The organism is Nannocystis sp. RBIL2 (assembly GCF_026626745.1).
Taxonomy (GTDB): Bacteria; Myxococcota_A; Polyangia; order Nannocystales; family Nannocystaceae; genus Nannocystis.
The window spans coordinates 1-13,152 of sequence record NZ_JAPNJW010000002.1; the positions used below are offsets into that span (position 1 = coordinate 1).

General features: G+C 71.4%; 12 protein-coding genes. 8 read left to right on the plus strand and 4 right to left on the minus strand.

Annotation, left to right across the window (positions count from 1 at the left end; genetic code table 11):
* The coding region (locus tag OV090_RS25235; RefSeq protein ID WP_267707159.1) for a hypothetical protein at nt 1-1,450 on the minus strand (1,450 nt) is incomplete at its 3' end.
* A 185-nt stretch (nt 1,451-1,635) separates the two neighbouring features.
* On the opposite strand from OV090_RS25235, the gene OV090_RS25240 reads away from it, so the two are divergent.
* The 5 genes from OV090_RS25240 to OV090_RS25260 all read left to right on the plus strand — a co-directional run bounded on the left by OV090_RS25240 (nt 1,636) and on the right by OV090_RS25260 (nt 6,879).
* Nucleotides 1,636-1,926: a hypothetical protein gene (locus tag OV090_RS25240; RefSeq protein WP_267707160.1), complete on the plus strand. Its 291-nt coding sequence runs from the start codon at nt 1,636-1,638 to the stop codon at nt 1,924-1,926.
* Nucleotides 1,841-3,265, plus strand: a complete 1,425-nt coding sequence (locus OV090_RS25245; protein ID WP_267707161.1) for a hypothetical protein — start codon at nt 1,841-1,843, stop codon at nt 3,263-3,265. The genes OV090_RS25240 and OV090_RS25245 overlap by 86 nt, the downstream gene beginning before the upstream one ends.
* Before the next feature lie 1,004 nt (nt 3,266-4,269).
* Nucleotides 4,270-5,049, plus strand: coding sequence for a VOC family protein (locus OV090_RS25250; protein WP_267707162.1), 780 nt, complete (start codon nt 4,270-4,272; stop codon nt 5,047-5,049).
* 301 nt (nt 5,050-5,350) lie between these two features.
* Nucleotides 5,351-6,181 carry an ankyrin repeat domain-containing protein gene (locus tag OV090_RS25255; RefSeq protein ID WP_267707163.1) on the plus strand — a complete coding sequence of 277 codons (831 nt, stop codon included), beginning with the start codon at nt 5,351-5,353 and terminating at the stop codon, nt 6,179-6,181.
* Nucleotides 6,182-6,549: 368 nt separating this feature from the next.
* A complete protein-coding gene (locus OV090_RS25260; RefSeq protein WP_267707164.1) occupies nt 6,550-6,879 on the plus strand; it encodes a thrombospondin type 3 repeat-containing protein in 330 nt (109 codons plus the stop codon).
* Nucleotides 6,880-7,094: 215 nt separating this feature from the next.
* Here the strand turns inward: OV090_RS25260 and OV090_RS25265 are convergent, their stop codons facing one another.
* Both OV090_RS25265 and OV090_RS25270 read right to left on the minus strand, forming a co-directional pair.
* Nucleotides 7,095-7,361 (minus strand): hypothetical protein, encoded by a 267-nt coding sequence (locus tag OV090_RS25265; protein ID WP_267707165.1) that lies wholly within the window; start codon nt 7,359-7,361, stop codon nt 7,095-7,097.
* 183 nt (nt 7,362-7,544) lie between these two features.
* Nucleotides 7,545-8,204, minus strand: coding sequence for a hypothetical protein (locus tag OV090_RS25270; RefSeq protein WP_267707166.1), 660 nt, complete (start codon nt 8,202-8,204; stop codon nt 7,545-7,547).
* A 656-nt stretch (nt 8,205-8,860) separates the two neighbouring features.
* Here OV090_RS25270 and OV090_RS25275 point away from each other — a divergent pair.
* The 3 genes from OV090_RS25275 to OV090_RS25285 all read left to right on the plus strand — a co-directional run bounded on the left by OV090_RS25275 (nt 8,861) and on the right by OV090_RS25285 (nt 12,059).
* Nucleotides 8,861-9,961: an MYXO-CTERM sorting domain-containing protein gene (locus OV090_RS25275; protein ID WP_267707167.1), complete on the plus strand. Its 1,101-nt coding sequence runs from the start codon at nt 8,861-8,863 to the stop codon at nt 9,959-9,961.
* 447 nt (nt 9,962-10,408) lie between these two features.
* Nucleotides 10,409-10,795: a YciI family protein gene (locus OV090_RS25280; RefSeq protein WP_267707168.1), complete on the plus strand. Its 387-nt coding sequence runs from the start codon at nt 10,409-10,411 to the stop codon at nt 10,793-10,795.
* A gap of 1 nt (nt 10,796) precedes the next feature.
* A complete protein-coding gene (locus OV090_RS25285; RefSeq protein ID WP_267707169.1) occupies nt 10,797-12,059 on the plus strand; it encodes a DUF6596 domain-containing protein in 1,263 nt (420 codons plus the stop codon).
* Nucleotides 12,060-12,261: 202 nt separating this feature from the next.
* On the opposite strand, the gene OV090_RS50890 is transcribed toward OV090_RS25285, so the two are convergent.
* Nucleotides 12,262-13,098 (minus strand): STAS domain-containing protein, encoded by an 837-nt coding sequence (locus tag OV090_RS50890; RefSeq protein WP_267707170.1) that lies wholly within the window; start codon nt 13,096-13,098, stop codon nt 12,262-12,264.
* Between the last annotated feature and the right edge of the window lie 54 nt (nt 13,099-13,152).

Below are 13,152 nucleotides of genomic sequence, written 5' to 3' on the forward strand. Positions count from 1 at the left end.
CGTCGAGGTGGACGTGGGCGCCGTCGCCGTCGCCGCGCAGCTCGATGACCTGGTCGGCGCGGTGCTGGGTGAGGAGCGCGGTGAGGTCGACGCCGAGCTTGTGGAGGTTGGCGAGGTGGCGGTTCTCCTCGTCGTGGCGGGCGCGCTCGTCGGCGAGGGCGCGCTCCTGGTCGAGGCGCCGCTGGGCCCGCTGGAAGTCGCTGCGGGCGCTGTCGGCCTCGAGCTCGGCGGCCCGCCGCGACTTCTGCAGCGCGAGGGCGTGGGCCTGCTCGGCGGCGCCGTCGGCCCGCTGACGCTCGCCGCGGACGAGCTGGCGCTCGAGCTTGAAGTCCTCGAGCTCCTGGGCCTGCTGTTGCGTGGCGCGCTCGAGCTGCAGGCGGGTGCGCGACTCGATCGCCTGGTCGAGCATCTGCTGCAGGGAGGGCGGGGCGTCGAAGCCGCGGTAGACGACCTTGCCGATCCGGTAGCCGCACTGGGCGGCGCGCGCGGTCAGCTGGCGGTAGGTGGCGAGGTCGCCGAGCTGGTCGGTGTGGAGCTTGAACGAGGCGAGGTCGTTGCGGCCGAGGAAGTCGACGACGTCGCTGGTGGCGGCGTTGACGAAGTCGCCGATCGGGTCGTGGGTGGTGGCGAGCATGAGCTCGATGTCGACGAGCTCGAAGAAGATCATGAGCCGCACCGTGATGACGGCGTCGTCGGCGGTCCGCACGTCCTCGACGTCGTGGTACATCTGGTCGGGCATCAGCCACAGCTTCTGGAACACCAGGGCGTTCGGCACCTTGCGATAGCCGGCGCCGGTCGAGCCGTGCCACGAGAAGGTGTGCAGCCATTCGCCTGGCTGGGCGACGAACACTGCCGGGCCCTGCAGGACGCGGCGCGTGACCTCGCCGCTGTCGGTGCGGGCGTAGATGACGACGGCCTCCTTGGCGGCGAGCTGTAGGCCCTCCTCGCGGGTGATGGAGAGGTGCTTGCGCGGATCGAGCCAGACGTGAGCCGGGCCGACGAGGTGCTCCTGGCGGCCGTCGCGGTAGCGCACGACCAGGAACTCGCCGGGGTGGGCGACGTAGTGGTCCATGCGCCGGAAGGTGCGGCCGAAGGTCGAGACGCGCTTGGGCCCGACGAGCTCCTCCATCGTGCCGTCCTTGTGGATCATCAGGACGTGCTCGCCGTCTTCGATGGTGTACGAGAACATGCCGGGTCTCCTGGTCGGACGGGTGTGATCGCGGCCGTCGTCGGCGGGCCGCGCGGGACGGACGAGCCGGGCGTCCATCAGTCGCTGGTGCAGCGGCTCGGCGGCCGAAGCGTCGTCGGCGAGGCTCTGGGTCGGCAGGACGGACTGCGCGGCGCTGCTCATGCGCATGCGCATGCCGGCCAGGTTCGGGGGCGGCGCAGCGGCCTCCTGCAGCGCTCCGGCCTGCTTGTTGTAGACGTAGCGCTTGGGCTCGTTGTCCACGGCGCGGCGGACGATAGCATCGATGCCCGGGCTGCTGACGGCCGAAATCGCGCGATTCGCAGTCGCCGGCGACAACGCATGCCACGCGGGTGCACGGGTCGGTTGCACGCGCGCGCGGCCGCGGGACGGCGCGAGGTCGCCACGCGAAAGCGGTGGACGCGAGGGCGGCCGCGAGCCAGTCTGACGTGAACTCCGTCGTCGATGACCGCCGCAGCCTCACGCATCGCATCCTGCTTGTCGTCGGCCTCGCGCGGGTTGATGCGGTGCGCGGGGGTGGTGGCGCTCACGAGCTGCTTCTACAACCCGTCGGGATCGATGCAGACGGATGGCGAGGCGACGACGGCGAGCGCGACGACGACGGGAGCGTCGTTGTCCGGCGAGGTGACGACCGTGGAGCCGACGAGCGTGGCGCCGACGAGCGCGGGGCCGACGAGCAGCGAGCCGACGAGCACGGCGACGACCACCTCCACGAGTGATACGACGAGCACGAGCGACACTGAGCCGCCGGGTCACTGGCCGGAGGACCCGAATTCATGCGACCCGCGCCATCCGGACGATCCGGCGTGCGGGGAGCTGTACTGCGTGGCGGTCGATACGTGCAACTGGTGCACCGCGTTCGCGGGAGACACCACGTGCAGCGACGTCGATACGGCGACTCCGGTGTGCGATCCGGAGTCGGGCAAGTGCGTGGAGTGTACGGCGGAGGAGGCGTCGGCCTGCGCGGGCGAGACGCCCGTGTGTGACTCCGAGAGCGGGACTTGCGTGGGCTGCAGCGAGCACGCGCAGTGCCCGAACACTGCGTGCGACATCGAGACCGGGGCGTGTTTCCCCGACGAGCCAGGCGCGATCGTCTTCGTCGAGAACAAGCCGGGCGGCTGCGGGGTCGCGCCCGCGGGCACGGAGGAGGATCCGTTCTGCAGCCTGGCCGAGGCGGCAGAGGTGCTGCAAGAGAGCCAGCCGACGACGATCAAGGTGAAGCCCGGGATCCCGCAGATGACGCCGCTGGCGCTGCCGATCGGCGACTTCGTGGTGGCAGTGCGGGCGGCGGGCGAGCAGGTGCCCGAGCTCGAGGGCAGCGCGAACGCGGCGCCGATGATCGACGTGAACAGCGAAAATCGCGTGTACCTGTGGCGGCTCAAATTCCATCGCTCGGGCGCCGATTCGCTGATCCGCTGCGCGCCGCAGCTGCAGGGGCTGCCGGGCACGCTGCATGTGCACGATGTCCGGCTGTTCGGCGACGGGAGCGCAGCAATGGGCTTGCAGTCGGACGATTGCGCGGTCCGGGTCGCGCGGTCCCGGGTGTGGCTGTGCAGCGGCGGCGGGATCAAGGCGACGAGCGGGTCGCTGCGGATCGAGAGCAGCTCGTTCGTGGACAACGGGGCGCCGACTGCGACGTTCGGGGCGCTCAGCCTCGCCAGCCTCCAGGAGGTGGTGATCCGTTATTCGTCGTTCGTCGATCACGCGCCGACGATCACGTCGTCGACGCTCCATTGCGGGGGGCCGCCGCCGCCCGGGGGGGTTCAGCTGCGCAATTCGGTGGTCCTGAACCTGGATCCGCTGGAGTCACCCGACTGCCTCGGCTGGCTCGAGGCGACGACGAGCGTGATCGTGGAGGCGTCGTCCGGCAACGAGCTGGCGATCCACAAGGAGGCGGCGCTGGACCCACTGGAGGACGGCGTCTATCCGTCCAAGGTCGCCGGCGACTTGGCCGGCCTGGCGATGTGGGGCGAGGGCGATCCACGGCTCGATGTCGACCTGACGCCGATCCCGGTCGAGGCGCCGAGCTACGCGGGCTGCGACCAACCGCAGGGCTGAGGCGAGCGCGGCACGCTCGTGTCGGCGGCCGGCAAATCAATTGCGGCAGGGTGCGTGACTCCGGTCATCCGCCGTCCGTGACGGAGATTTCGAAATGCGGGGAAGGCCGCAATTGATCGGGAGGCGGCGGTCACCTGTCTCGTGAACCCTCTCGGTAGAGAGGCCGGAGCGAGCCGTGGATTATCGTTGCGAGCGCGTCTTCTTGGTCGGTCCGTGTATCCGTATCGAAGGCCATGACGAGGTGCCGGAAGCCGAGGCTGCGCCGAACATCGCCCCCGGGACAGTACGGGCGATCCCCAGGGAGCGATGACGAAAAGGTTTTGAAGCGAACGCGAATCCGCCGGTGGTCGGCGGTGGGGCGATTGAGCGAGCGTTGCCCGACACTCGCACGTCCCACGTGTGGCGCGGTCCAGGACCGTCTTGCCCGAGACGGTCCTGGGCCGCGGCGCCCGTTTGTCGGTCTTCTATAATTTGTTGGAAAGGCGAATGCCATGCCCGTGCACCGTGGCCGACCTGGGTCGCGGCGCACGCTGGCGAATCGTGGTAGTCGGCGGGTACTCGGTCGCGATCAATGGCGGCATGCCGCCGAATCTGCGAAAGTGCGGGGCGCATCTGCGTCGGCGGATGACTGCCAGCGCGGCGAGGGGTGGGGCCGCCGAGGCACCTGGGCGCGATCGCGCCGAGATGCTCGTGGGTCCTCGGATGTGGAGTAGTATTCGTCGCGGCAGCGCTTGCGGGGGAGGCCGTACGGTGGTCTTGCGCCCGGCATTGGGGCCAATTGGGGGAATGAACGGCGTTCTGGCGATCGGCGGCCGGGCTGGTCGGGAGGGAGCGGGCGATTTTGGTCGGGGGGATCTCGGAGCTGGCGAGGCGCGAATTTGTCTTGACGAATCACGCTTGCTTTTTGCAAGTTTAAGAGGCCGGGCGCGACGAGCACAAGCGCGCGCCAGTTCCCGGCAGCCCTCGCGGCTTCGTGGCGCGCTCGATCCCCAGGAGTGACGACCATGACCCCCCGAACCGAATACAGCGATGGGGCCCCTTGCTGGGCCGATCTGATCACCCCCGACCGTGACGGCGCGGCGCGCTTTTATGGTGGGTTGTTCGACTGGACCTTCGATCCGCCCCATCCGGGCTTCAACGGTTATGCGATGGTCCGCCGCAATGGCCAGAGCGTGGCCGGGGTGATGCAGATCGCGCCGGGCAGCGGGATGCAAGTGGGGTGGAACATGCACTTCAGCGCGGCGGACGTCGCGGCGACGGTGCGCAAGATCGCCGCGGCCGGGGGCAGGATCGCGTTCGAGCCCCATCCGGTGGCGTCACTCGGCGTGATGATGTTCGCGACCGATCCGACCGGGGCGTTCTTCGGGGTGTGGCAGCCGGGCGAGCACCGCGGCGCCGAATGGGCCTACCGGCCGGGCGGCATGTGCTGGCATGAGCTGTACACCCGCGACGGCGCGCGGGCGGACGCGTTCTACCGCGCGGTCTTCGAGTACGCGCAGACGACGATCGCCAACGACAAGCAGGTCGACTACTCCCGCTACAGCCGCGACGGGCGGCCGCTGTGCGGGAGGTTGCAGATGACGGGGGCGTGGGGCGAGGTGCCGTCGCACTGGTTGACGTACTTCGCGGTCGAGGACATCGAGACGTCGCTGGCCAGGGTGCGCGCGCTCGACGGGCGGACGATCCACGGGCCGTACGCGACGCCGCTCGGGCCGAGCGCGCTGGTCGGCGATCCATACGGCGCGATGTTCGGGCTGACGCAGGTGACGGGCTCGTACGTGTGAGGCGCGGGCGCGGCGACGGCGGTTCCGATTCGCTCGGGGTCGTCGTCGGCGAGACCGGCGACGGGCTCGAATCGCGGGTGCAGCTCGACCTGGCCGTGGCGTGCAGGCCACAAGGCGCGTCCGTGCAGCGGGCTCCGGAGCCGCGAGCGCGGTCCTGGTTTTCGCGGTTATGGCGGGTCCTGGGCTCTCGAACGACGTTCGGCGAGCGAGGCGGGGCGCGGCGGCGCTTGAACTTTCGCCGATCGATTCCATAGACCCTGCGAACGGACGTCGACGATTGCGCGTCCGGGAGGGCTCGCCGATGCAGGACGCGGACAGCACCCAGACAGACAGATTCCGCGAGGCGGTGGGGGCGATCGACGGCGGGGATCTCGATCGGCTCGCGGCGCTGCTCGACGCCGATCCGGGGCTGGTCGCGGTGCGCTGTCGCGTGGGCGAATGCTACGAGACGGGGTATTTCGCGGGGGCGACGCTGCTGCACCACGTGGCGGGCAACCCCGATCGCGGGCCGCTGCCGGACAACATCGCCGCGTGTACGTGGCTGCTGCTCGATCGCGGCAGCGCGGCGTGGGCGGCCCAGGCGACGCTCGAGCTGGTGCTGACCAGCCGGCGCGCGTCCGAGTCCGGCGCGGCGCCGGCGTTGATCGATCTGCTGCTCGCGGGCGGGGCCCGGCTCGACCTCGCCGATCCCGACCTGCTGTCGAAGCCGCTGCTGAACGTCGCGCCGGCGACCGCGGAAGAGCTGGTGGGCCGGGGCGCGCGGATCGATGTGCGGCATGCGGCGGCGCTCGGGCGCATCGATACGCTGACTCGGCTGCTCAGCCCGGAGATCGACCGGGAGGTGCTGGCGGAGGCGCTGGCCTATGCGTGCATCCGCGAGCAATTCCTGGCGGCGGCGCTGCTGCTCGGCTGCGGGGCAGAAGGAGACCGACTGGTGCGCCCGGGCGGGCAGCCGCCGCGTACGCCGCTGCACGAGGCGGCCTGGCGCGGGCACGTGGGGGTGGTCGAACGTTTGCTGGCCCACGGGGCCGATCCGGAGGTGCGAGACGGGCGCTGGGGCGGGACGGCGGCCGACTGGGCGGAGCACGGCGGCCACCCGGAGCTGGCCCGTCGGCTGAGGCGGGCTTCGTGAAGGCCGATCACCGAGCTGGTTTGCAGCGGCAGGTCGGAGCGCGGCTCGAAGAGCGGAGATGTAGAGAAGGACATGTTCTGTTGAACATGGTCGATTGAATATGTTTTTTGGAGCATGTCCTTGAGACCATGGGGTCGCGGCATGCAGCTGCGGTGGTGACGAGAGGGTGATGGGCCAGGGGACGCTCGCGGCGAGGGGCCGGCGGCGGGTCGCGTGGACGCGGGGTCTGCGGGAGGGCCCGGGTCGGAGCGGGATCGGTCGGCTCGGCCGCGTCGACGGCTCCTCCGGGAGTGTCCGAGGGCGGCGCGGGCCGATCGGGGGCGCATGCGCTCGCGCGCTCGCGTGGCGAGTGCTAACCTCGCATCCTCATGGCTCGCGCCGTCAGTCTCCTGTTGCCCGTCCTGCTTCTCGGATGCGCCCAGTCGGGTGCCACGCAGGCGCCGCCGGTGTCGCTCGACGCGACGAGCGGGCCGGTGTCGCGGCCGAAGCCGGTCACTGCGCCGAGCGACCGCGACGGGGATCGTGTGCCGGATGCCGCCGACGCCTGTCCGGATCAGGCCGGCGGGCCGCGCGACGGCTGCCCGGTGGTCGACCGCGACGGGGACGGGATCTCCGACCGCTTCGACAAGTGCCCCGACGTGCCCGAAGTCCGCGACGGCCGGGCCGACGGCGACGGCTGCCCGGCGCAGAGCCAGTGAGTCGCGGCCGGTCGCGGCGAGCGGCGAGCGCGGGCGGGTTGCTCGGCAGGGTGTGTGGCTGTCTTGAAGGACAGGCCGTATTTGCGATCGCCCGCACCCGGCGGAGACCGACGCGCGCGAGGCCGCCGGCAGTGATTCAGAGCGAGTGACGAACCGCTGGCCCGAGGGCCAGCTCCGGCGCACAGCGCCCGGCGGCCGGCTCGCGCGCGACGAGGTCAGTCGGCGCGGTCGGAGTCGGCGGCCGCGCTGTCGCAGGAGGGGTTGTCGTCGACGTCCCACTCGCCGTCGTCGGCGCTCTGCTCGCAAGTCCGCGACCCGTCGCAGCCGCCGCCGCACGGGAAGCCGTCCGGCTCGTCATGCAGCTCGCCGGCTTCGAGCCAGCGACGGGTCGGGCCGTCATCCGACGGGTGCTCGGCCAGACAACAACCACCCGCGAGCGCGGCGCTCGCCAGGATCCACGTCGACCATCCTTCGCGCTGCATTCACACGTCTCCCTACGTCCTCCCAGGATGCAGGGCCCGTCGAGCTCCACCAGTCAAGTCGGTATCAATTCACCCCGCGAGCGCGGTGGTCGCGGCGCCGGCTCGCGGCGCCGGTGGCGGCCCGATGGTGCGTGATGTCCTGAGCGACATGTCCGAAGGGTCGGGCGGCGGACCGCGGGACTCTCACGCAGCGAGGCGAGGGGCGGCCATCGAGGGCATGAGGGCGGTGAAGATCTGGGCGAAGGCGGCGAACACCCGGTCGACCAGGGCGACGGCCTCGGCGCGCTCGGCCTCGTCGAAGCGGATGGCGTTGAGCTCGCGGTCGACGTGCTCGTCGTGGAGCTCGTGGTCGTCCTCGACGGCGAGGTGGCGGCCGTCGAAGTACTGCAGGCGACCGACGAAGCCCGAGGCGCGGACGTGGGCGGCGAAGCGGGTGAAGCCGACGGAGGCGGCGGCCTCGAGGGCGTCGACGAGGACGACGCGCAGGCGATCGTCGGACAGGCGGAAGACCTCGGCGGCGATCGCCAGGGCGCCCGCGCGGGCGTCGGCGAACTCCGGCGCGAACAGCTCGTCGAGGGTGACGGGGGCGCCGAAGATCTCGAGCAGGTCGGCGTGAAACCACTGCTCGTGGCGAAAGACAGGCCGCGGGCGAAGGCGAGGGCGTGCCGTAGCTCGCTCGTCGGCCGCAGGAGGGCGAAGAAAGGGTGGCGCGCGAACTGGTCGGCGCGGTGCTTCAGGTGCGAGCGGACGTGTTGCATGGGAGGACTCAGGGAAAGCAGTGGGACGGAGCTTGATCGTCGTCGGGCCTTCGAGGTTGCTGCGCCGGCGCGGCGAGGGGATCACAGGGAAATGCGTGGCGCATGCGATGCGGCCGCGCAACCCGTGGAGCGCCGGAGGCGACATCTGGCGGGAGGTGGCACGCCGCGCCCGTCGTGTGCGGCAAGGGGCGACGTCTGCGGCTCAGGGTCGCTTGTGCGGGCCGCGAGCAGACTGCGACGAAGCCGAGACGGAGCTGCCTCGAGGAGCGCTGGAGTCGGGCTCCGCGGGTTGGCTGTGTCCCGAAGGACATGTCGGTGGGAGTCAGGACTTCGTGCTCGGTCTCGCGGTGACGGGGCTTTCGAGGAGCGCCCGGAGGAGGGCCCGTGCGGTTCGGCAGGGCGGCGTGAGAGCGTGCGCCCTGCGAAGAGTGTCCCGAAGGCCATGTCGGGGAAGTCGTGACTTCGGACCTCGCGGTGGCGCGGCCTTCGCCGTGTGGCTCGCCAGGGGGAGCGCGAGCATGCATATGTCCGAAGCGACATGTGATAGGAAAATAGAGCGGCTTACGATCGACCGGGCGCGGCGTACCGGCATGAGGTGGCTGTCCTGGGCGGTGCGGGGATGCGCGGCGTGAGCGTCGGGGCCGGACACGGGCGCCATGCCTCATGCGCCGTGGGCGAGGCGAAGTCGCCGGGAATCGCAGGGGAACCGGGTCGGCACGGAAGATGGAAGAAGAGGGACGCATGGTTGCAATCCACGCCCTTACCCGTATCGCCGAGGGCGCCGTGCTGGCCGGCACGTGCGCCCTCGCTTTTTTTGTGCCCCGCATCGCCGACGCCTGTGGCGCGTCGCTGCCCGAGCTGCGCGAGAGCGTGCCGGCCGACGGCGATACGTATCCCGCCAACGCGGCGCTGCTGTTCTGGGGCGAGGCCATCTCGGTCGACAAGGTGACGGTGACGGTCGACGGTGAGCCGGCGGCGCTGGTGGCGTTCGACGGGGGGCTGGCCCCGCTGATGGTGCAGGTCGAGCCGGAGCCGCTGCCGGGCCAGAAGGTGGTGGTGGCGGGCGAGTTCTGCGCCGAGGGGGACAATTGCGCGGCGTCGATCACCTTCACCGCCGGCGAGCCCGACTTCGTCGCGCCGGCGCCGATCGTCGAGGCGTCGTTCTTCGCGGTGTTCGAGCACGCGCCGTTCTCGTACTCGAACGGCTGCACGCAGTTCGAGGCCGCGCAGGCGATGTACGTCCACCTCGAGCAGGCGGCGCCGGCGGCCGGCGAGGCGCTGGTGCTGTTTCAGGTGACGTGGAAGCCGGGCGAGGAGGTCGACGCGAACTCGATCCGCCTGACCGCACGCGGGGTAACTCCGACGACGATCGAATCGGTCGCTCTGCCTGCCGAGCATTTCGGCAGCGCGGACGTGCGGACCGATGTGTGCCTCGAGGTGGTGGCCCGCGACGCGGCCGGCAACGAGGCGCCCCCGTTCGAGCTGTGCCCGCCGTGCTTCATGCGCAGCGACGACACGCCGCTGCCCTCGGCGTCGACCGCACCGCCCGAGCCGGTGTGGACCGAGGCCGACGCGGTGCCGGGCAGCGCCTGCGCCCTGGCGACGGAGACGTCCGGCGAGGAGTCGACGAGCGGCGAGGAGCCGACGGGCGGCGAGGCGCCGACGAGCGGGGCGACCGGCGAGACCGGCGAGACCGGCCCGCAGGAGGAGACCAGCGACAGCGCGACCGGCGGCGAAGACGGGCCCGAGAAGGGCTGCGCGTGCGACAGCGACGGCGCGGGCGGGCCAGGCTCGCTGCTGCTGCTGGCGCTCGGGCTGGTCGGCGTGCGCCGACGCCGGTGACGGGGCAGGGGCGCGCGTGGCGGGCACGGGCGTCCGTGGCGCATGCGTGATGGCACATGTCCGTCGGGGCATGTGCGAATGGCCAGGATGCGGAGCCGGCGGCCTTTCATGAATGGCTTAAAGGACATGCTCGATTGCGCATGTCTGAAAGGGCATGTTCGAATGGCCAGGCTTAGTGAGCTGGCGGCTCGCAGGTCGTGAACGACCGAAGGGGCATGTTCGCGAGCGCATGTCCGTCGGTGCGGAGGGCCCGGCGGGAGCCGGCGATGGTTTCCGGGGCTGACGTGTGGGAATGGGCCCGCAGGCGGCGCGGGCGGCTGCCTGGCACCGGCCCGCGGGAATTTTTTCGGTTATCGTCGTGGCGATGTCGAGAACCCTTCGTCGGCTTCGACGGATCGGTGCAGGCGCACCGAACCGCGGGGCGCCCCAACCGAGAGGGAACCGCCCATGAAGTACATGATGATGATGAACACGCCGGCCGGGCCGTATCAGGTCGAGGGCTGGACGCAACAGGACTTCCGCGCGCACATCGCGTTCATGAAGGACTTCGCCGTCCGGCTGCGCGAGTCGGGCGAGCTGGTGGCCGCCGAGGGGCTCGCCGGGCCCGACCAGGCCAAGCTGGTGCGCGCCGGCAAGGACGGCCAGCCGATCACCGACGGGGTGTTCCCGGAGTCCAAGGAGTTCCTGGCGGGCTACTGGATCGTCGACGTCGACAGCCCCGAGCGCGCCTATCAGCTGGCGGCGCAGGCTTCCGCGGCGCCGGGGCCCGGCGGGGCGCCGCTCAACCTGGCGATCGAGGTGCGGCAGGTGATGTCCGCGCCGTCCCTCGACTGACGTGACGGCGTCGCAGTCGGAAGTCCGCCCCGAGCGACTGCTGCGCGACCTGGCGCCGCAGGTGCTCGGCGCGGTCGTCCGGCGCCACCGCGACTTCGCGGCCGCGGAGGACGCGGTGCAGGAGGCGCTGATCGCAGCGGCGCGCCAGTGGCCGCAGGAGGGCGTGCCGGCCAACCCGCGCGGCTGGCTGATCCACGTGGCGTCGCGGCGGTTGACCGACCAGGTGCGCAGCGAGTCGGCCCGCCGCCGGCGCGAGGAGCTGGTGGTCAGTCTGGTGCCGCCGGAGCTGCAGCTGGCGCTGGCGGCCGACGAGGAGGCGGGCGAGCAGGACGACACCCTGATCCTGCTGTTCATGTGCTGTCATCCGGCGCTGACGAGCTCGTCGGCGATCGCGTTGACGCTGCGCGCCGTGGGCGGGTTGACGACCGGCGAGATCGCGCGAGCGTTCCTGGTGCCCGAGGCGACGATGGGCCAGCGGATCAGCCGGGCCAAGCAGAGCATCAAGACGTCGGGGGTGCCGTTCCGCCTGCCGACGGCGGAGGAGCGGGCGCAGCGGCTGACGGCGGCGCTGCATGTGCTGTACTTGATCTTCAACGAGGGCTACACGAGCAGCTCGGGGCCGGCGCTGCAGCGCGGCGATCTGGCCGACGAGGCGATCCGCATGACGCGGCTGGTGCACGCGCAGCTGCCCGAAGACGGCGAGGTGGCGGGGCTGCTGGCGCTGATGCTGCTGACCGACGCCCGCCGGGCGGCCCGCAGCGGGCCCGCCGGCGAGCTGATCCCGCTCGACGAGCAGGACCGCAGCCTGTGGGATCGGGCGGCCATCGCCGAGGGGGTGGCGCTGATCTCGGCGACCTTGCCCCGGGGACAGGTCGGCCCGTACCAGCTGCAGGCGGCGATCTCGGCGCTGCACGACGAGGCGCCGCGGGCCGAGGACACCGACTGGCCGCAGATCCTGGCGCTGTACGGGGTGCTGCAGCAGCTGGCCGACAACCCGATGGTGCGCCTCAACCACGCGATCGCTACGGCGATGGTCCACGGGCCGGCTGCCGGTCTGGGGCTGCTGGCGGGCCTCGACGGCGACGCGCGGCTGACCGGCAATCACCGCCTCGAGGCGGTGCGCGCCCACCTGCTCGAGCGCGCCGGGGAGGTGGAGGCGGCGATCGCCGGCTACCGCCGCGCGGCCGGGCGCACTGCGAGCACGCCGGAGCGGGACTATCTGCTGGGCCGCGCGGCCCGGCTGGGCGAACGCCGCGGGGCGTGAGCAGAGCACGAGCGGGTAAAGAACGTCACGTGATTCGCTCGCCTCGAGGCGATGTATGGTGAATGTCCCTGGGGACATGTGATTGTATTCGTGAACTGCCACGAAGCGCGGGCGGGCAGATGTCGCGGGGCGCGGAGGTCATGGCTGTCCGAAGAGACAGTCATGGCGCCGCTGCATTACATGTCCCGAAGGACGGGCGCCATCACGCGTCGACGATCTGCTTGCCGAGCAGCGCCAGGGCGTGGGCGAGGCCGTCGGCGAGGTCGCCGAGGACGGGGATATTTTGGTCGATGGGGATGCCGAGCGCCGCGAGGGCCAGGGCGACCTCCGGCCGCATGCCGACCAGCAGCGCGCGCGCGCCGAGCAGGCCGACGGCCCGGGAGGCGCCGATGAGGGGGCCGGCCATCCCGATGTCCATCTGCGGGACGCCGGACAGGTCGAACAGGACGACGCGCGAGCGGTGACGCACCACTGCGGCCAGGACGGCGGTGGTCACGGCCTCGACGCGCTCGCGATCGAAGTAGCCGATCAGCGGGCACACGAGGACACCGGGGTGGAGCGGCAGCACCTGGGTCGAGAGCGCCAGGATCTCGGCGGCCTGGGTGCGGATCAGCTCCTCGCGGGCGACGAGGTAGGCGTCGGCGAGCGCGGCCACGCCGGCGTAGGCGATCTTGCCGCGCATGCGCTCCCAGAACAGCATCGGGTCGGGGTCGGCGGCGAAGTCGGCGGCGAACGCCTCGGACACGACCTCGAAGCCGAAGTGCATGCCGGCGGTGATCTCGGTGACCGAGACGCCCATCGAGGCCCGCTGGACGCCGAGCGCGGAGAGGATGGCGGGGTAGGCCTGCGGGACGTCGCGCTCGAGGTCGGCGGCGACGGCCTCGAACACGCGCTTCACCGAGGCCTGCATCGCCGCGAGCGGGAAGGCGCGGTAAAACGGCAGGTCGGCGGCCCGGACCCGCTCGCACGACTCGAGCACGAGCGCGTCGAGCCGCCGGCGGTAGTACTCGATCGCGCGCTCGGCTGCCGTCGGCTCCACGGCCTCCAGGATGCCTCACCCGAGGGAAGACCGTAAACAAGCCGCGAACGCGGC

What these genes read in the sequence shown, in the direction of transcription:
- OV090_RS25275 (WP_267707167.1), top strand. Translation starts at nt 8,861, where the DNA reads ATGGTTGCAATCCACGCCCTTACCCGTATCGCCGAGGGCGCCGTGCTG.
- OV090_RS25280 (WP_267707168.1), top strand. Translation starts at nt 10,409, where the DNA reads ATGAAGTACATGATGATGATGAACACGCCGGCCGGGCCGTATCAGGTC.
- OV090_RS25250 (WP_267707162.1), top strand. Translation starts at nt 4,270, where the DNA reads ATGACCCCCCGAACCGAATACAGCGATGGGGCCCCTTGCTGGGCCGAT.
- OV090_RS25255 (WP_267707163.1), top strand. Translation starts at nt 5,351, where the DNA reads ATGCAGGACGCGGACAGCACCCAGACAGACAGATTCCGCGAGGCGGTG.
- OV090_RS25265 (WP_267707165.1), bottom strand. Translation starts at nt 7,361, where the DNA reads ATGCAGCGCGAAGGATGGTCGACGTGGATCCTGGCGAGCGCCGCGCTC.
- OV090_RS25260 (WP_267707164.1), top strand. Translation starts at nt 6,550, where the DNA reads ATGGCTCGCGCCGTCAGTCTCCTGTTGCCCGTCCTGCTTCTCGGATGC.